The following is a 17,590-nucleotide window of genomic DNA, read 5'->3' on the forward strand; positions in this document are numbered from 1 at the left end:
GTCGTCCCTCAGCTACCAAAACCAGCAGGCAGATCCGCGCTAAACCAGCGCTGGGAGAACTCGTTCAAGGTGCCATCTTCAAGTGCCTGGGCGATAAGACGGTTCACTTCCTCCAGCAAGGCAGGCTCATTTTTATTCAGCCCCACATAGCAAGGGGAGTCTCTTAATTGATAGATAAGAGAGGGTGCACGACGACTATTACGCTCGGCAATCTCGGCAGCTACCACGTTACCGGTGGCAATATAGTCAACCTGGCCAGAGAGGAAGGCGGAAATAGTGGTGGCGTTATCTTCAAAGCGCTGGATAGTGGTGGAGTCAGGCGCAGTGTCTGAAAGCTCCATATCCTCTACCGCACCGCGGGTGACACCGATGGTTTTATCCGCCAGCCCTTCCGAAGAGTCGATGCTTTCATCCGCATCGGCACTGAACACCCCCAGGAAGAAGGGTGCATAGGCGTCAGAAAAATCAATCGCTGCTTCACGTTCGGGGTTTTTACCCAGACTGGAGATCACCAGATCAGCCTGCCCCGTTTGTAGATACGGAATGCGGTTAGCGCTGGTAACGGTGATTAGTTCCAGGGTAACGCCCATCTCGTCGGCAATATAATTCGCCATGTCAATATCGTAGCCACGGGGCTGTAAGTCAGTACCTACCGAGCCAAAAGGGGGGAAATCCTGAGGTACGGCTATACGTATCGTGCCACGGGATTCTATCGCTTCCAGTGCATCCGCCTGAACCTCGGTACTGGTACCGAGAACACCCACGGCTAGCGCTGCCGTGATACCGGTGGCAACAACGCCGGACTGAAGACGTTTGAGATGGTGCTGGATGCTGTTTTTAAAACCCTGAGGTGTAGTTCCCATAATGCTCTCCTGGAAGTAAGTCGCAAACCATTGCTATAAGGTGGAGAAAGGCGGAGTAATGAAAGATTTGTTGCATACAAAAAGTCAAAGAAACTTTCGTTTCATACCAACGACAAGATTTAGCAAAAATGAGACCAGGTAAATGTAAAGAAGTAACAGAACAGTTACTTAGGAGAAACAAACACGCAGGATCGCTACCGAATTACCCGGTAGTCATTCTAGAGATGCAAAGTATTGGTGCGCTCAATGATGCATTCGCACCATTACTGACTGACATCCCAGTTCACACTCATAATGGGAGCTGCCAGCTCATTCAGCTCATTGTACTGGTCGCTAATGGCACTAATACGCTCCCTGCCCTCGGCCAGACGTTGATGCAGCACTGCGTTAGCAATCAGGCAAATAAGGCTGTTAGCGGTGGCATAACTATCAAAGGCGGAGATGCTCTCCAGCGGCACTTCCAAAAACCAGGTGACCTGTGATGCAAAGTTCGCCGCGGTGGGATCGGCAATTAACAGAGTACTGGCAGGCGAGCGCTCCAGCGCCTCTACCAGGGCGGCAAAGGCTTTAGGGCGACGTCGAAAGCCAAATAGCACCACGATGTCCTGATCAGTTAAATCGACAATATCTTCAGCCAACGATTGATTGGGCTGTGGCGCAAGACGCACATTCCCCCGGGCTTGAATCAGTTGCTGGCGAAAATGCAGGGCCAAAGGGTAGCTGTTACGAAACCCCACCACCATTAGTTGCTGTGCACTGGATAGCTGTTCCACCATCGCCGCAAAGCTGTGGTGGGTAAGCTGCCCCAGGCAACGCTGTAAGTTATCCTGCTCCCGCTGCAAATGCCTTTGGAATAGCGCCCCCGAGCCTTCCTGCATCGCCTTGGCATCAATGACCAGCGGCACACCCAAATTGCGCAATTGCCGCGCATGGGTTTTTACCGTGCGATAGTTTTCAAACCCAAGCCGCTTAAACAATCGGCTAACGGTGGATTTGGAAACGCCTGTCAGGCGTGCAAGATCTGCCGCACTGTATACCGCCAGGTCATCGAAATGGTCGAGAATGAAGCTCGCCACACGCTGCTCCTGGGCACTCAGCGCATCAAACTGGGCGGCAATCCGTTGTCCTATATGGGGCGTCATAATGTCCTATCGCATCATCCGTTTACTGAGAGGGCGCGGGGTGGTGGTCGACCCAGTGGCGGGCAATATCCACGCGGCGCGCAACCCATACCCGGTCGTGGGCTTCCATATGATCTAAAAAGCGCTGCAGGGCACGAAAGCGCCCAGGGCGCCCTAACAACCGGCAGTGCATGCCGATGGAAAGCATTTTAGGCGACTCCTCGCCCTCTGCATAAAGTACGTCAAAGGCATCGCGCAGGTAGGTAAAGAAGTGGTCGGCGGTATTAAACCCCTGTGGGGCCGCAAAGCGCATATCGTTCGTGTCGAGAGTATAAGGCACAATCAAATGGTTGTGCTCAGCCCCCTGACTGTCAGTCACCGTGGTCCAAAACGGCAGATCATCACCATAGTAGTCACTGTCGTAAAGAAAGCCTCCCTCATCCACAATCAGCTTGCGGGTGTTGGGGCTGTCACGGCCGGTGTACCATCCATCAGGCTTCTCACCGTAGAGACGTTGGAAGATCTCCACCGCTTTTTGCAGATGCTCACGTTCAATGTGTTCAGGCACTTCCTGATAATGAATCCAACGATAACCGTGGCACGCAATTTCATGGCCCAACTCTTTAAACGCCTGGGCAACATCAGGGTGGCGCTCAAGGGCCATAGCCACACCAAACACGGTCAGCGGCAGGCCACGGCGCTCGAACTCGCGTAGAATCCTCCATACCCCTGAACGGGAACCGTACTCGTAGATCGACTCCATACTCAGGTGACGGTCAGGATAGCTGGCGGCCCCGATAATCTCAGAAAGAAACTGCTCTGAACCTGTATCGCCATGCAATATGCAGTTCTCGCCGCCCTCTTCATAGTTGAGCACGAACTGAACCGCAATTTTCGCTTTCCCCGGCCAGTTAGCATGGGGAGGTATGCGCCCATACCCCACTAGATCGCGTGGATAAGCACTTGCTGGTTGATCAAACATACGGGACATTTTCAGGCTCCTTTTATCATCGCAGAGCATTTTAATCTGTATACAAAATAGCCATTTTACTCAGCAATCGCAATTCAGTTGGTGGCTAATTATCTGACATGCCTAAACTTTTAAGACACTGACGGCGCTAACCTATTGAAAGCTGAACAGTTGGTCAACTTAACATCTTACCCTTTAGCGGCATGAAAAAGGGCTTGCACTTGATGAAAAACAATCCTATTTTTGTATACAAAATATGGAATACTGTCCACAGACGAGCCTATCAACGTGCATATACGGATCATTAACCCCAATACCACTGCCTCAATGACGGCTGCTATCCGTCGGGCTGCCAGGCAGCAGGCGGCCACCACTACGACGGTCAGCGCTACCCAGCCTGCCTCAGGACCAGTCTCCATCGAGAGCCACTTTGATGAAGCCATCAGTGCAGTGGGCGTGGCCGAAGAGGTGTTGAAGGGTGAGCGTGAAGGCAATATTGATGCCTATGTGGTGGCCTGCTTTGGCGATCCTGGCTTGCTGGCTGCCCGAGAGCTGACCCAGGCTCCGGTGATTGGTATTGCCGAAGCAGCCTTCCACTTAGCCACACTCATCAGCACACGCTTCTCCATTGTGACAACCCTGGGGCGCACCGGCATTATCGCCGAGCACCTGCTGGAGCAGTACGGGTTTCGCCACCACTGCCGCCGTATTCGTGCGGCTGAAATTCCGGTACTTGACCTTGAACACCACCCTGACGCGGCGTTCACCCGCATCGTGGAAGAGTGCTGCCGAGCCCGAGATGAAGATGGCATCGGAGCCATCGTACTAGGCTGTGGTGGCATGGCGAACCTGACCCAGGAAATCAGCCGCGAGGTAGGCCTTCCGGTGGTTGAAGGTGTTAGCGCAGCGCTTAAGCTTGCGGAGTCTCTGGTGAGTCTGGGGCTTCACACCAGTAAACACGGCGACCTAGACTATCCACGCCCCAAACGCTTTACCGGCACATTTGCCGCACTTTCTGATCTTCAACTACCGCCAACACGGTAAGCTATCCTCCCCTTCCCAATTCCCTGATTGCAGTAGCACGCCACGCCGCCTCATCCTGGGGACTCCTCCGAGCCTTGCGTCCCAGCCAGCCTCAGCAATCAACAAGGCAGTGCTCATTCCCACCACCGTAAATAACGTGGCTACCATCACTTTTAACGGTTGGTCATCAACCTGCCCGCCCGGTGCTATCGGGCGGTTTTTCTTTCAGGAGGTTATCTTCCTTCGTGGTTCCTCCCCAACTCACTGTAGTGATCCGCTGGCGCTAAGGCTGTGTTTGTTCCAGACGGTGGCATGCTGCCCAGTGCTGCCCCTCTATGGTATGGGCAATGGGTACGCTGTCATGGCAGGTATCGATGGCATAGGGGCAACGTGGAGCGAACGCACAACCACTGGGCAGTGTGGCCAAATCAGGCGGAGAACCGGGAATAGCCTCAAGCCGCTGCCCTTTCAACTCTCCTGAGGCCCGTGAATTCATTAAACCCAGCGTGTAAGGGTGCCTGGGCTGTGCAATGATTTCACCCACCTTGCCGGTTTCAACAATGCGCCCACCGTACATCACGGCAATCCGGTCGGAAATCTCATTAGCCACCCCCATGTCATGGGTAACGAAAATCACCGACATATCCAATTCACGCTGAAGTTCACGCAGCAACAGCAATATCTGTATCTGCACGGTCGCATCCAGTGCCGTAGTCGGCTCATCCGCCAATAACAGACGAGGACGGCAGGAGAGTGCCAGCGCAATCATGGCACGCTGGCTCATTCCACCTGACAGTTCGTGGGGGTAATTGGCTAGCCGCCTTCTGGCGGAGGGAATACGGACCAGCTCAAACAGCTCCAGCGCCCTGGCTAATCCCTCCTTGTGGCTGACCCCTTCGTGACGACATACCGTTTCGGCAATCTGCTGCCCGATGGTAAACACGGGATCAAACGCCAGCATGGGTTCCTGAAAGATCATCGCTGCGGTACGCCCTCTAAACCGGCGCAACTCCCGCTGCGGCATTGCCAGAACATCTCGGCCATCCACTGACACCTGCCCCTTGAGCTGGGTACGCCGTTCCGGTAGTAAACGCATCAGAGTACGCAGCGTGACGCTTTTACCGGAGCCACTCTCACCCAGGATGGTCAGAATCTCTCCGCGCTTAAGGGTAAGATCGACCCCGTTTACAGCATGCACCGTACGATCCGGCGACTTAAAACGTACTTCCAGCCCCGACACCTGGACTAACGGCTGATCCTGCTGAGGAGCGACTATCTCGGCGGTTTGGTTCATCAGCTCAGCTCCTGATTGGTGGCTATGACCTGGGCGCGGTCATGCATAACTGCCTCTGCTCGCAGGCAAGCCGTGGAGTGCTTCTCTCCACAAGGAGCCAGTGGAGGCTCTTCAATATGGCAGGCATCAATCGCAACCGGGCAGCGCGGCGAGAAGCGGCATCCCTGTGGCAGGTCAATAGGATTGGGGGGGTCCCCCGCCAACGGCGCCTTACTGGTACGTTGGTTGGGATCCATGGAGGGCATCGCGGATATCAGGGCTTTGGTGTATGGGTGCGCGGGCGCCTCATACAGGGCTTCGGTGTCACCCATTTCCGCCACTTTGCCCAGGTACATCACCATGACTCTGTCGCTGATATAGCGAACCACGTTCAAGTCATGGGAGATAAACAGATAGGTAAGCCCATACTCCTGCTTAAGATCTACCAGCAGGTTAAGTACTTGCGCTTCCACCGATTTATCCAGCGCTGAGACTGCCTCATCCAGGATCATCAAGCGAGGTTCCAGGGCCAGGGCGCGTGCAATATTAACCCGCTGACGCTGCCCTCCCGAGAGCTCATGGGGGTAGCGGTTGGCATACAAGTTGGGCGCAAGGCCTACTTGGTCCAGTAGCTTACGCGCCCGCTTCCTCGCTTCGGTGCGCTTTAAGCCGTGTACCTCTGGGCCAAACGCAATGGAATCCTCAATACTCATGCGTGGATTAAGGGAGGCATAGGAGTTCTGGAACACCATCTGTACCTGACGGCGCATCTCACGCAGGGATATTCCCCCCCGTGCACCGACAGTGTCCCCATCGAAAACAAGCTCACCGGAATCCGGGGTAAGTAACCGCATCAGTAGCCGGGCAGTGGTCGACTTTCCACAACCAGACTCTCCCACGATGCCCAGGGTTTCCCCCTTCATCACATCGAAATCGACGCCATCAACGGCATGGACACGCTTCGCCTGTTGGCCAAAACCACTCTTCTGAATGATGAAATGCTTATGTAGCCCCCGTACACTAAGTAGTGGTTGCGCCAGGCCTCCGCGGTCACGTGATGGCAGGACAGTTGACGCCATACCCAAGCTATTCTGTTCTAATTTCATCATTTCACATCCATGGCCGAGCGCAGCCCATCGCTAAGCATGTTGCAACAAATGGAGACGCTGAAGATCATGACGCCTGGTAACACCGAAACCCACGGATTGACATAGATAGCATCGCGCATGGTATTGAGCATTAGCCCCCACTCAGGCATGGGTGGCCGTGCCCCTAACCCCAGAAACGAGAGGCCAGAAGCCAGAATCATGCTCACACTTATCAGCGAGGTGGAGTAAACAAAAATAGGCCCAAGCACATTACCCAATACGTGGCGCCTTATGATGGTGAGGCTACGTGCTCCACTCGCCCGTGCAGCCTCGATATAGTCATAATTACGCACCTGGGTGGTGACACTTTCGGCCACTCTGGCAATCGGTGGAATGAATACCACGGTTAACGAAAAGAGTGAGTTGACGAGCCCTGCCCCCAATGCTCCAGCCAGGGCAATCGCCAGCAGCACCGCAGGGAAAGCATAAAAAACATCAATGATGCGCATAATGACGGTATTCGTCCGTCCACCGACAAACCCTGCCACGATGCCAATCGCACTACCGATCACAAACGCATTAACGACCGGCATCACACCAATCAGCAGCGATAAGCGCGCGCCATAAATCAACCTGGATAGCATATCGCGTCCCAACTCATCGGTACCTAGTGGAAAGCCTTCGGTACCAATGGGTTTTAGCCGGTTCAACATACTGGTGCTATAGGGGCTTTGTGGTGCAAGCCAGGGGGCGAAAATGGCCATCGCCAGAATAATCAACAGAATGAGGCCGGCAATCAGAGCGACAGGGTCGCGGCGTAACCGGGAAAATACAGCTTGCCAGTAGCCTTTTACAGGTGCGCTAACAGGAGCTGCAACAGGTACTTGGGAATCAAGGGTTATTGACATGCAGAACTCCTAAACCATTAATTGCGCTGAATACGTGGGTCAAGCCGCGCCTGGGCCAGATCCACCATCAAATTAAGCAGCACAAAGAAAATAGCCAGCACCAGGATCGTGCCTTGTAGAATCGGCAGATCGCGCTGAAAAATGGCATTGTTGAGTAATAATCCTGTACCCGGCCATGAGAAGACGGTTTCCACCAGAATAGAGCCGCCGAGCAAATAACCTAATTGCAGCCCCATCACCGCAAGCGCCGTAGGCGCCACATTTTTCACTACATGCAGAAAGACACGCACCTCAGCAAGCCCCTTGGCCCGCAAGGCTTCCACGAAGTCATGGTTGAGTATCTCGGCCACCATGGCGCGTACCGTACGTGTGACGACACCCATGGGAATGACGGATAAGGTAATAGCGGGCAGGATCAAATGGCGTATATAGCGCCATTCCCACACCCAATCGCTGGAACTACCAGGACCAGCCCCACTGGATGGCAGCCAGCTGAGTTCCACGGAGAACACAATGACCAGCATCATGCCTAACCAGTAATGGGGAATACTGACACCCCCCACTGCGATTCCGGTGACGAAACGGTCAAGCAGAGACCCCTGCCAATAGCCTGCCAGGGTGCCAAACAGGCAGCCAAGGGTAAAACCGATTAACGAAGCAACCAGTGCCAGACGTAATGTATTGACCAGTGCGCCAAACACTTCTGTCGTTACCGCCCGGCCATTAGCGGTTGAAAGCCCCAGGTCGCCCTGTACGGCGCGCACTACCCAACGCCCGTACTGCTCCGGCAGTGGCCGGTCAAAGCCATAGGCCGCCTGAACCATCGCCACAACCTCACGGGGAGCATCAGCGGATACCACCGCATCCATGGGGTCACCCGGCGAAAGGTGAACCAGCATGAAACAAAAGAAACTCACCGCCAACGTAATGGGGATGACATAGAGAATTCGTTTAAAGAAATAGGTACCCATCTCAGCTCCACCTGTACTCTGGCAATCAATGCATATGCAGACGAATCGCCTTGGCCCCAGGCTTTCACAGCCTGTTAAGCATTACGATCCGCCTGCAGCGTTACCGATTGCTTACTCTTCGATGTAGACAGGCGTCAGATCCTGAAACCAGTTTTTTGCTTGAACAAAGCCCTGTACCCGAGGATGCATGGCCCGAGGCCCTACATCGTGGGCAACCCACAACCACGCCGCATCGTCTACCACCCGGGCATGGAACTCCGCCAGAATGGCATCCTGCTCCTGTTGGTCAAAGGTAACTTTGGCAAGATCTAACAGGCGATCGTACTCAGGGTCATTGATATACCCCCAGTTAAACCCACTGGGTGGTGCCATGCTGGAATGCATAAAGCGATAGAAAGCTGAAAAAGGATCAAGCCAGGCAAATGTGATATTGGTGGCGTGGGCACCACGGCTGCTGGGGTCATCTGCACCACGGCGCCAGTTGGGGAAGAGAGACTCCCAGTCGAGCACTTCAAACTCCAGGTTGATGCCTACCTCGGAGAGGTTTTGCTGGATATATTCATTCATTGCCAGCGGCTGCATCTGTCCTGAACCGGAAGTAGAAATCAGCACTTTTACTTCCACCGGATTATCCACGCCGAAACCACTCTCAGCGAGCAGGCGGGCAGCTTCTTCAGGATCATAGCGGGTTTCGAATTCAGGCTCCCCGTACCAGGGGTGATCCGAGGTGACAATGCCTTCAGCAGGCACCATCATGCCACCCAACAACGCCTGTAGCCCCTCTCGGTCAACTGCCAGATTCGCTGCTTTGCGAACGTTGATATCCAGCCACGGGCTGCCTTCCAGCATGGAGAACTGATAGGGCCAGGTATGTGGGTATGGATTACTGGTAATATTCATGCCCTGAGATTCCATACGGGGAATCGCATCAGCGGCTGGGGATTCAATCCAATCCACCTGATCAGACAGCAACGCCGAGGTCCGTGAACTTGATTCAGGCATCGGAATCAGCACCACGCGATCAATCTGGGGAACACGATCAGCGTCCCAGTAGTTCTCAAATGGCTCTAATTCCGCACGTTCCCGGGCAACCAAACGCGTCAGCTGAAACGGGCCGGTACCGGAAGGTTGGCGGGCAAACTCATCCCAGTCCCCTCCCAGGGCCTCCCACTGACTTGGGCTTGAAAAGAGAAAGAATGTCAGTTGATAAGGGAACCAGGCATCCGGCTCACTCGTGGTGAATTGAATAGTGTAATCATCTACTTTTTCGTACTGATCCATAGCGGGAATGCGACCACGCACATTACCTGCCTGACGTGCGTCGAACTGTGGCGAATCCTCATCATAAATTTTATCCAGGTTCCAGATCGCTGCATCGGCATTCCATTCACTACCATCGTGAAACGAGACATTCTCACGCAGATGGAATGTCCAGACACGCTCATCGTCCTCACTGATTTCCCATGATTCCGCTAAACCGGGGGTTAAGCCACTCACCTCATCGGCAGAGGATAGATCCCAGTTCACCAGGGCATCATAGAGGGTATAACCGACAAACCGGTAGCCTTCGAAACCACTGTCAGGTGCTCCGGTAGTCAATGGGATATCGGAAGCGGTCATGGCAATGCGCAATACCTGTTCATCAGATAGCGCGGCAGGCGCCATGATCGCCATTCCGATTGAGATAACGGCTAACCGTTGGGTCTGCCGTAACGTTTGATCTATTTTTTTGTATACCATTTTCACTCCCCTGCACTGGTCGGATACGAATCAGGCAAACGCATAAACACTTATTTCCGTATAGAGCAATGCAAGGGGAGTGCCAAATCAGCGAGATGGTGCCATCAGAAAAGTGGCACCTTAAAAATAAAAATATACAAAACTATTAAATAACGTATACATACAGGCTATTTACAGAATCCAATTAGTGGCTTTTTTTCATCCCTGCATGCAGCTGCCCTCTCATACACGCAATTTCCTACTGATGCAAAGCCTCATAAATGTGCATCAACAATCAATCACCCAATGTCTTGCACTTTTTTAGGTCGGCTTGCATCAGATACAAAAAAGCCCTGTGGGATTATCCACAGGGCCATGATGTTCGGAGTGGTGATTACTGGCTGGTATAGTTGCGGAATACCTGGCTTAGGTCTGGCAACGCTTCCCCTTCTTCAACCATGGAAAGTGATGCTGCTATTGCTTTCAGATGACGGCTCATAAATGCCTTGGCCCGCTCACCATTGCCTGCTTCCAGGTAGCCAATCAAGTCATCATGATCATGGGACTCACAGCCCAGGTGCCCACGATGCCCATAAACAGCAAGAATCAAGGATGAGCGCGAACACAGTCGTTCAACAAACTCAGCCAGTGTAGCGTTGCCCGAGAGCTGAGCGAGCCGTACATGAAAATCCGCCGAGAGACGAATAGCCATGCTCTGCTTCCCACTACGCAGCGCCTGACGCTCCTGGTGAGCCATTTCACGCAGCTCTGCTGCTTCGCTTGCGCCGATGCGACACGCCACATCGGGCATCAGGCCACACTCAATCAGTTGCCGGGCATCGAACACGTCTTTCGCTTCTTCAGCCGTGGGCCGGGTGACACTGGCGCCGCGCCGCGGCGTTAGCGTCACCAGTTGCTCTAACGCCAAGCGCTGCAGGATTTTGCGAATGCCGGTGCGACTAATACCAAATACATCTGCCAGAGCGTCCTCACGCAACCGGGCACCAGGTTTCAGACGCTGCTCAACAATGGCATCGCTCACCGCGCGATAAATCGCCTCATGGCGTTCTTCACCCTCTTTTTCAGCGGGGCGCCGATTTAACGCTGCCTGCGCATCACTCATAGGTTCTCCTGTCTGCGACTCAGATCATTCCTCCCACGCGGCAATAATATCGCGCTCGTCCTCACTCATGTTGGTAATATTACCAAGTGGCATATACCGGCTCGCCACGACCTGCTGAATTTGTGCTTTATGCCCAAGGATTTCCTGCCAACTATCAAACGCATAGCCTGCAGGTGGCGCGGAAAAACCGGCATGTTCCGGGTTACGTGCATGGCATAAAGTGCAGTGCTGCTCAATCACGCTGGCCAGCACTGCCTGATCCGGTGCATCACTGGGCGCTGCACCTCCCGCACTAGGGCTGGGAGCCGCCACCCAAAACGCCAATAGAATAAGCCCTACGCCCACCGCTGGATAGGCCGGCTGGGTATTTCCTGCATGCATCAGCACAAAGAACTGGCGAATAAGCGCACCGGCAAGGATAAACAGCACCATAACCAGCCATGCAAGCTCATGGGAATAGATGAAGGAGTAGTGATTACTCACCATCAACAGCACCACGGGCAGCGTAAAATAGGTGTTATGTACCGAACGCTGCTTACCCCGCTTGCCATCCAGCGGGTTCGGGGCCTCCCCCGCCTTCATGGCTTTTACCATGCGGCGCTGGCCGGGAATAATCCAGAAAAACACATTGGCTGACATCGCCGTTGCCATCACAGCGCCAGTCAATAGGAACGCAGCACGGCCCGTAAACATTTGTGTGCTTAAATACGCCACCACCACCATCATCACAGCGACGGCAACACTTAGCAGGCCATCGCGTTCCATATTGGGGCTGATGCGTTTACAAAGTTCGTTGTAAACCACCCAACCGCCAAGCAGAAAGGCCAGGGCCAGCAGGTTAGCCTGCCACCCCGCCATGCTGGCCGCCCATGCCCAGTTGCTGTTGGGGTTTACCAGATAAAAACCAGGGTTCACCATGTATAAAATAACGAATAGCGCAAACCCCGACAGCCAGGTGGTATAAGCCTTCCAGAAGGACCAGTGTAAATCGTTGGGTAGCTTGGCAGGTGCAGTTGCGTACTTCTGATTGTGATAGAAGCCGCCACCATGCACAGCCCACATTTCACCGAATACTCCCTTTTGCCGGTCCTCTTCGGCTTTGGGCTTACGTAAGCTGTTATCCAGCATCACAAAGTAGATGGACTCACCAATCCAGGCGATAGCGGCAATGACGTGGAGCCAACGCAACAGCAAATTAGCAAAATCAATGATATACGCTTGCATGTCAGCTCCCTTTAGCTACCGCGGTAGGTGGAGTAGCCGTATGGCGAGAGCAACAGCGGCACGTGGTAGTGCTGGCTGGCATCGGCAACGCCAAACCGCAGGGGGATAACATCCAGGAAACGCGGCTCTAGCGCTTCTATGCCTTGGGTACGCAAGTAATCACCCGCATGAAACACCAGTTCATATTCGCCTGTTGTCAACCTGTCGTCCTCCAGAATCGGCGCATCGCAGCGGCCATCACTATTGGTCACAGCACTGCCCAAATGTTCTCGAGTGCCATTAGAAAGGCGAAACACTTCAATGGTAATTCCCTGGCCGGGTTGCCCTTTAGCGGTATCCAGTACGTGGGTGGTTAACCGTCCCATAGCCACTCCTCATTGTTAAATTCAGTTATTGACGTTATTGACCTATTGGTCAAAGAGTACCGTTGATGCTATTTATTGTATACAGTAATTCCATCATAGTACCGCTTTGGAGAGTTTTCAGTGACCACCTCTACTTTAGATAACCTTTCACCTGCACCCAGCACATGCAGCCTGGAAACTTTTATTGACCATTACGGTGATGTCTATGAGCACTCCCCCTGGGTGGCTGAAGCCGCCTGGAAAAAGGGGCTAAGCGCAGAACACGATGCGCCAGATGCCCTGGCCGAACTGATGGGACTTATGTTGCAGCAGGCCACACCTGAACAGCAAATAGCAGTGATTCAGGCTCACCCTGATCTGGCAGGTAAGGCGGCCATGGCGGGAGAATTAACCAGGGACTCCACTCAGGAGCAGGCGGGAGCAGGCTTGGATCAATGTACACCAAAAGAGTTTGCCCGGTTTGAGCAGCTCAATGCCGCTTATAAGGAAAAATTCGGTTTCCCGTTCATCATTGCTGTAAAGGGGCTTGATCGCCACGCTATCCTGAAAGCGTTTGAGACACGATTACATAACGGTCTGGCGGAGGAGAGAGAAACCGCGATTCAGCAAATTATTCGTATTGCCCGATTCCGGCTCAGGGCGCGCGCAGAGCAGCTGTAAAAAATAAACGGAGAGGGATCAGTGTCTCATCGCGTTAGAGCGTTTCCTGGGCGCTAACGCACAGGCACAATAAAAAACCGCGCCTTTTGTGAAGCGCCCCCTAGCTGTTGGGTTAGGGGCCACTTCACTTTGGGCGCGGTTTTAGATGCTGTCCTTGTCTTAGAACCATTTACTGCTTGGCAGTTTCTACCGCCTTCTTGGTCGCTTCCTCAGCCATTTTCTGGCTATCCTGCATAAAGCTTTGGCTGATAGAAGTGACTTTTTCAGTATCACCTTTCATGCGTTCCATCAGGTCAGTCGCCGTTTTTTGCTGGCTTTCCAAGGCTTTCTTAAAGCTATCTGCGTCTTTCACATCCAGCCACGCACGTGCCTGGGCGATTGTCATATCAGAGTAAGCCCGTGCAGCGTCCATTTGAGCACTGACCAGCTCTTCGTAGTAATCGAGCGCCGCCAGGGTGTAGGAACGCATCGGGGATACGAAAACAGATTCAAACTGCTGACTGGTTTTCTCTGCGGCCTTGTTCATCACGTAATCTCCTTGGAGTGAGCTAGCGATTCGACCCACATTCACTGGCGGTCGATGGTAAGGCGGTTTGCCTTGACTCACTTCAAACTAGCAGTGCTTTTTGTGCAGTGCAATATGATTTTTTAACATGATGCAACTGCGACTAACCCCGGCGCACTGCCATTTTTAAAACGCTACTATTTAAAGATTACCAAACAAATGTTTACGTGCCTGCTCATCCATCGCAACCCCTGCCTGGGGATTAATGTCCTCGATCAGAGAATATGCTTTCCGCACTGCAGGACGCTGCGACACTTCATGGAACCAGCGTTCCAGATCAGGGAATTCTTCAAGGGTTTGGCGCTGCTTTTCCCATGGTACAATCCAGGGATACACCGCTATATCAGCAATGGAGTAGCTACCTCCCCCCACATAACTCTGCTGAGAAAGCCGCTGATCCAATACCCCGTAAAGACGGCTTGTTTCACGCACATAGCGCTCAATGGCATACTCAATTTTCTGCGGCGCATAATGACCAAAATGATGGTTTTGGCCTGCCATCGGCCCAAGCCCGCCCATTTGCCAATGGAGCCACTGCAGTACTATGTAGCGCTCCCGGCCTTTAGCCGGTAAGAACTGGCCACATTTATCTGCCAAATACTCCAAAATGGCGCCTGATTCGAACAGCGCCAGCGGCTGACCACCATCGCTGGGTGCGTGATCGACAATGGCGGGGATGCGATTATTGGGCGAAATGGCAAGAAACTCAGGATCAAACTGCTCACCGCGGCCAATATTGATTGGGTTAATACGGTAAGCAAGCTTTGCCTCTTCAAGCATGATGGAGATTTTGTGGCCGTTAGGTGTTGTCCAGTAATACAGGTCAATCATTGCCATCTCCTCAACATAAACACTCAATGCGGTTTACATTGCCGGTGAGTCGGGAGCGACATCCCGGATGTCGCTGACCTCATTATAGATCACGGATAGTGGTGGCTTTTCCTGCCACCCCACCGTGTACTTCCAGCATTCGTTTAAACCATAGGTCCAGCGGGTCTTCTTCATCCACCAGGACTTCCAGAGACACGCTATAGGCCCACATCATGCTGCCAAACAGAAGATAATCGGCCCCACCAGGCTCCCCGCCATCGATAAACAATGAGGCTCTTAACTGGTCGCGCACGGGAGCTAATACCCGCTTTAGTTGGCGACGCCCCTGTTCAGGCTGGTGTACCTCTTCCAGGCGTGCTCCGAAGCGGGCTTCACGCGTTTCGCGAAAATAGGCTTTATCCGATGGATCGATCGCCTCCAGTAAATCCATCGCGACAATACGAAAGATGGGAGGTGTAACACTACGCTCGACAAACCGCTTAAAGAACAGCGCACGCTGGTAGCTAATGCCTTCCCCCAGCACCGGGGCTTCAGGATACGCTTTATCCAGATAACGCATAATCTCGAAGCTGTCAGTGACCACCGTGTCGCCATCGCTTAGTACAGGCACTTTGTCGTAGTTAGCAAAAGCGAGCGCCTCTTTTTCCAAAAACCGCCAAGGAACGGTATCAAACGATAACCCCTTATGGGCCATTGCCATACGTACCCGCCAGCAGTAAGGAGAAAAGCGTAAACGCTCATCCCGACCACATAAATCATACAGTATGCGTGCCATCGCGACCCCTTCTCTTGGTGTGCATTCGTTATTCATTGACCATTATGAGATAACCTACTCATCAACAGTGAGGCTAAGCCCTGCCTGGCGCAAGTAGCGAGCGTTCGCGTCCATGCTTCAGTAGGGTCTACACTGTCTATTAGTCTAATGGGTCGCCGACCTTCCCTAACTCAACAAACATCTTAAAAAATATTAAAAAACAAACATTTAAAATAAAATAACTGCGCTAGAAATGTTAAAAACACACCCCGTTAACTGGTATGACCAATTCTCCAATCTAGTTATTCCGGCAACCTGACCGTATCTTTCACACTACTCCGACCAGTATTGCGTTGACAGTCTGGTTGGCTATTGCGGAGCACACCAAATCAATAACAAGGGGCCGTTCCTCCCATGAATGAAACTACACTTGCACTTCTGGCATTTCTGCCGCTGTTGCTCTCAGGTATTTTGCTCGTTGGCTTCAAAATACCTGCCAAAATAGCGATGCCGATTGTTTTTCTGACGGCTGCCATTATTGGCCTGACCGTTTGGGATATGTCATTTAGCCGTGTGGCAGCGTCTACCATTCAGGGTCTGATTCAAACAGCGGGCCTGCTTTGGATCATCTTTGGCGCTATTCTGCTGCTCAATACGCTGAAACACTCTGGAGGCATCACCGCCATTCGTAACGGCTTTTCAGGTATCAGTCCTGACCGCCGTGTACAGGCGTTAATTGTTGCCTGGTTGTTTGGCTGTTTTATTGAAGGTGCGTCTGGCTTCGGCACACCAGCGGCTGTGGCAGCTCCTTTAATGGTTGCCCTGGGTTTCCCGGCATTGGCCGCGGTGGTGGTGGGTATGATGATCCAGTCCACCCCTGTGTCGTTTGGTGCGGTTGGTACGCCCATCGTGGTGGGGGTCGGCAGCGGCCTCAACCGTGCGGATATCACCACTCAGTTAGAGGCAAGCGGCTCCACGTGGGATGTCTTTTTCCAACAGGTAACAAGTTCTGTGGCAATCACCCACGGTATTGTAGGCATCCTGATGCCACTGATTCTGGTCCTGGTTATGGTGCGCTTCTTTGGCGCTAACCGTTCGTGGAAGGAAGGTCTGTCGATCACACCTTTTGCCATCTTCACCGGTATCGCCTTTGTTGTGCCTTACATGCTGGTCGGCGTTATCCTGGGCCCGGAATTTCCATCCATGATTGGCGCGATGGTGGGTCTGGCGATTGTTGTACCGGCAGCCCGTAAAGGCTTCTTGCTACCCAAAGATACCTGGGACTTTCCTGAGTCCACCTCCTGGCCTGATGAGTGGATTGGCAACCTGCAAATCAAGCTTGATGACGTAGCCGGTAAGGCACCTATGTCAACCTTTAAAGGCTGGGTTCCTTACGTACTGCTAGCACTGTTCCTGGTAGCTTCACGTACCATTGAGCCGCTGCAAGCTGCGTTAACCTCTATCAGCCTGGACTGGAACAATATATTTGGTGAGACGGGTGTTAGTGGCGGCATACAGCCACTCTATCTGCCTGGCGGGATCATTCTGGCGGTCGTGTTGGTCACCTACTTCCTGCATAGGATGAATCCTCGCCAGATGAGCGCGGCCATCTCTGAATCTACCAAAACCATTTTTGGTGCTGGCTTCGTGCTGGTTTTCACCGTCCCCATGGTACGTATCCTGATCAACTCTGGGGTTAACGGTGCAGATCTCGTCTCCATGCCGGTTATGATGGCCCAGGCAGTGGCTGATGGAGTTGGCGGCGTTTATCCCTTCTTTGCCCCAGCCGTGGGTGCAATGGGTGCCTTTATTGCGGGTTCCAACACCGTCTCCAACCTGATGCTGGCAGAGTTCCAGTTCAGTATCGCGCAAACCCTGGGCCTCTCTACGGCCATGATGATAGCGCTTCAGGCGGTGGGTGCTGCTGCAGGGAATATGATCGCGATTCATAACGTGGTGGCCGCCTCAGCCACGGTCGGCCTGTTGGGCCGCGAAGGGACCACGATCCGCAAAACCATTATTCCTACCATCTACTACCTGGTGTTTACCGGCATTATTGCCATGCTCGCGTTCTATGTCCTGGGGGTAACAGACCCTTTAATGTAGAGATCCAACACAGTAGTAAGTACTTG

17 protein-coding genes are annotated in these 17,590 nt (G+C 53.1%); 3 read left to right on the forward strand and 14 right to left on the reverse strand.

What is annotated here, in order from left to right; translation table 11 throughout:
* Positions 1 to 8 precede the first annotated feature (8 nt).
* From HP566_RS16240 to puuE, 3 genes are all read right to left on the reverse strand, one after another.
* Positions 9 to 863: a transporter substrate-binding domain-containing protein gene (locus HP566_RS16240; protein ID WP_249978320.1), complete on the reverse strand. Its 855-nt coding sequence runs from the start codon at positions 861 to 863 to the stop codon at positions 9 to 11.
* A 263-nt stretch (positions 864 to 1,126) separates the two neighbouring features.
* Positions 1,127 to 2,005 carry a MurR/RpiR family transcriptional regulator gene (locus HP566_RS16245; protein WP_249978321.1) on the reverse strand — a complete coding sequence of 293 codons (879 nt, stop codon included), beginning with the start codon at positions 2,003 to 2,005 and terminating at the stop codon, positions 1,127 to 1,129.
* 22 nt (positions 2,006 to 2,027) lie between these two features.
* On the reverse strand, positions 2,028 to 2,966 hold the full coding sequence (puuE, locus tag HP566_RS16250) for an allantoinase PuuE (RefSeq protein WP_425348209.1): 939 nt from the start codon (positions 2,964 to 2,966) through the stop codon (positions 2,028 to 2,030).
* A gap of 276 nt (positions 2,967 to 3,242) precedes the next feature.
* On the opposite strand from puuE, the gene HP566_RS16255 reads away from it, so the two are divergent.
* Complete coding sequence (locus tag HP566_RS16255) at positions 3,243 to 3,998, forward strand: aspartate/glutamate racemase family protein (protein ID WP_340163084.1); 756 nt, start codon at positions 3,243 to 3,245, stop codon at positions 3,996 to 3,998.
* A gap of 262 nt (positions 3,999 to 4,260) precedes the next feature.
* Here the strand turns inward: HP566_RS16255 and HP566_RS16260 are convergent, their stop codons facing one another.
* The 8 genes from HP566_RS16260 to uraH all read right to left on the reverse strand — a co-directional run bounded on the left by HP566_RS16260 (position 4,261) and on the right by uraH (position 12,648).
* Positions 4,261 to 5,271, reverse strand: a complete 1,011-nt coding sequence (locus HP566_RS16260; RefSeq protein ID WP_249978323.1) for an ABC transporter ATP-binding protein — start codon at positions 5,269 to 5,271, stop codon at positions 4,261 to 4,263.
* The gene (locus HP566_RS16265) at positions 5,271 to 6,359 is read right to left on the reverse strand and encodes an ABC transporter ATP-binding protein (RefSeq protein WP_249978324.1); all 1,089 of its coding nucleotides are present in this window, start codon (positions 6,357 to 6,359) and stop codon (positions 5,271 to 5,273) included. The genes HP566_RS16260 and HP566_RS16265 overlap by 1 nt, the downstream gene beginning before the upstream one ends.
* Positions 6,356 to 7,246: an ABC transporter permease gene (locus HP566_RS16270; RefSeq protein WP_249978325.1), complete on the reverse strand. Its 891-nt coding sequence runs from the start codon at positions 7,244 to 7,246 to the stop codon at positions 6,356 to 6,358. The genes HP566_RS16265 and HP566_RS16270 overlap by 4 nt, the downstream gene beginning before the upstream one ends.
* A 17-nt stretch (positions 7,247 to 7,263) precedes the next feature.
* Positions 7,264 to 8,217: an ABC transporter permease gene (locus HP566_RS16275; protein WP_249978326.1), complete on the reverse strand. Its 954-nt coding sequence runs from the start codon at positions 8,215 to 8,217 to the stop codon at positions 7,264 to 7,266.
* Between the two features lie 111 nt (positions 8,218 to 8,328).
* Positions 8,329 to 9,957, reverse strand: a complete 1,629-nt coding sequence (locus HP566_RS16280; RefSeq protein ID WP_249978328.1) for an ABC transporter substrate-binding protein — start codon at positions 9,955 to 9,957, stop codon at positions 8,329 to 8,331.
* Between the two features lie 373 nt (positions 9,958 to 10,330).
* On the reverse strand, positions 10,331 to 11,059 hold the full coding sequence (locus HP566_RS16285) for a GntR family transcriptional regulator (RefSeq protein WP_249978329.1): 729 nt from the start codon (positions 11,057 to 11,059) through the stop codon (positions 10,331 to 10,333).
* A 24-nt stretch (positions 11,060 to 11,083) separates the two neighbouring features.
* On the reverse strand, positions 11,084 to 12,283 hold the full coding sequence (locus tag HP566_RS16290) for a urate hydroxylase PuuD (protein WP_249978330.1): 1,200 nt from the start codon (positions 12,281 to 12,283) through the stop codon (positions 11,084 to 11,086).
* 11 nt (positions 12,284 to 12,294) lie between these two features.
* Positions 12,295 to 12,648, reverse strand: coding sequence for a hydroxyisourate hydrolase (gene uraH, locus HP566_RS16295; RefSeq protein WP_249978331.1), 354 nt, complete (start codon positions 12,646 to 12,648; stop codon positions 12,295 to 12,297).
* Between the two features lie 120 nt (positions 12,649 to 12,768).
* On the opposite strand from uraH, the gene uraD reads away from it, so the two are divergent.
* Entirely contained in the window at positions 12,769 to 13,308 is a 540-nt protein-coding gene (gene uraD / locus HP566_RS16300) for a 2-oxo-4-hydroxy-4-carboxy-5-ureidoimidazoline decarboxylase (protein ID WP_249978332.1), read from the forward strand.
* A 169-nt stretch (positions 13,309 to 13,477) separates the two neighbouring features.
* Here uraD and HP566_RS16305 read toward each other — a convergent pair whose 3' ends face one another.
* From HP566_RS16305 to HP566_RS16315, 3 genes are all read right to left on the reverse strand, one after another.
* Positions 13,478 to 13,834 (reverse strand): phasin family protein, encoded by a 357-nt coding sequence (locus HP566_RS16305; RefSeq protein ID WP_249978333.1) that lies wholly within the window; start codon positions 13,832 to 13,834, stop codon positions 13,478 to 13,480.
* 180 nt (positions 13,835 to 14,014) lie between these two features.
* The gene (locus tag HP566_RS16310; RefSeq protein ID WP_249978334.1) at positions 14,015 to 14,704 is read right to left on the reverse strand and encodes a glutathione binding-like protein; all 690 of its coding nucleotides are present in this window, start codon (positions 14,702 to 14,704) and stop codon (positions 14,015 to 14,017) included.
* Positions 14,705 to 14,786: 82 nt separating this feature from the next.
* Positions 14,787 to 15,479, reverse strand: coding sequence for a glutathione S-transferase family protein (locus HP566_RS16315; protein ID WP_249978335.1), 693 nt, complete (start codon positions 15,477 to 15,479; stop codon positions 14,787 to 14,789).
* A 393-nt stretch (positions 15,480 to 15,872) separates the two neighbouring features.
* On the opposite strand from HP566_RS16315, the gene HP566_RS16320 reads away from it, so the two are divergent.
* The gene (locus tag HP566_RS16320; RefSeq protein ID WP_249978336.1) at positions 15,873 to 17,564 is read left to right on the forward strand and encodes an L-lactate permease; all 1,692 of its coding nucleotides are present in this window, start codon (positions 15,873 to 15,875) and stop codon (positions 17,562 to 17,564) included.
* Positions 17,565 to 17,590: the final 26 nt, after the last annotated feature.

Source organism: Vreelandella olivaria, assembly GCF_023507745.1.
In the GTDB taxonomy this organism is placed as follows: Bacteria; Pseudomonadota; Gammaproteobacteria; order Pseudomonadales; family Halomonadaceae; genus Vreelandella; species Vreelandella olivaria_A.

What these genes read in the sequence shown, in the direction of transcription:
- HP566_RS16240 (WP_249978320.1), bottom strand. Translation starts at nt 863, where the DNA reads ATGGGAACTACACCTCAGGGTTTTAAAAACAGCATCCAGCACCATCTC.
- HP566_RS16245 (WP_249978321.1), bottom strand. Translation starts at nt 2,005, where the DNA reads ATGACGCCCCATATAGGACAACGGATTGCCGCCCAGTTTGATGCGCTG.
- puuE (WP_425348209.1), bottom strand. Translation starts at nt 2,966, where the DNA reads ATGTTTGATCAACCAGCAAGTGCTTATCCACGCGATCTAGTGGGGTAT.
- HP566_RS16260 (WP_249978323.1), bottom strand. Translation starts at nt 5,271, where the DNA reads ATGAACCAAACCGCCGAGATAGTCGCTCCTCAGCAGGATCAGCCGTTA.
- HP566_RS16265 (WP_249978324.1), bottom strand. Translation starts at nt 6,359, where the DNA reads ATGATGAAATTAGAACAGAATAGCTTGGGTATGGCGTCAACTGTCCTG.
- HP566_RS16270 (WP_249978325.1), bottom strand. Translation starts at nt 7,246, where the DNA reads ATGTCAATAACCCTTGATTCCCAAGTACCTGTTGCAGCTCCTGTTAGC.
- HP566_RS16275 (WP_249978326.1), bottom strand. Translation starts at nt 8,217, where the DNA reads ATGGGTACCTATTTCTTTAAACGAATTCTCTATGTCATCCCCATTACG.
- HP566_RS16280 (WP_249978328.1), bottom strand. Translation starts at nt 9,957, where the DNA reads ATGGTATACAAAAAAATAGATCAAACGTTACGGCAGACCCAACGGTTA.
- HP566_RS16285 (WP_249978329.1), bottom strand. Translation starts at nt 11,059, where the DNA reads ATGAGTGATGCGCAGGCAGCGTTAAATCGGCGCCCCGCTGAAAAAGAG.
- HP566_RS16290 (WP_249978330.1), bottom strand. Translation starts at nt 12,283, where the DNA reads ATGCAAGCGTATATCATTGATTTTGCTAATTTGCTGTTGCGTTGGCTC.
- uraH (WP_249978331.1), bottom strand. Translation starts at nt 12,648, where the DNA reads ATGGGACGGTTAACCACCCACGTACTGGATACCGCTAAAGGGCAACCC.
- HP566_RS16305 (WP_249978333.1), bottom strand. Translation starts at nt 13,834, where the DNA reads ATGAACAAGGCCGCAGAGAAAACCAGTCAGCAGTTTGAATCTGTTTTC.
- HP566_RS16310 (WP_249978334.1), bottom strand. Translation starts at nt 14,704, where the DNA reads ATGATTGACCTGTATTACTGGACAACACCTAACGGCCACAAAATCTCC.
- HP566_RS16315 (WP_249978335.1), bottom strand. Translation starts at nt 15,479, where the DNA reads ATGGCACGCATACTGTATGATTTATGTGGTCGGGATGAGCGTTTACGC.
- HP566_RS16320 (WP_249978336.1), top strand. Translation starts at nt 15,873, where the DNA reads ATGAATGAAACTACACTTGCACTTCTGGCATTTCTGCCGCTGTTGCTC.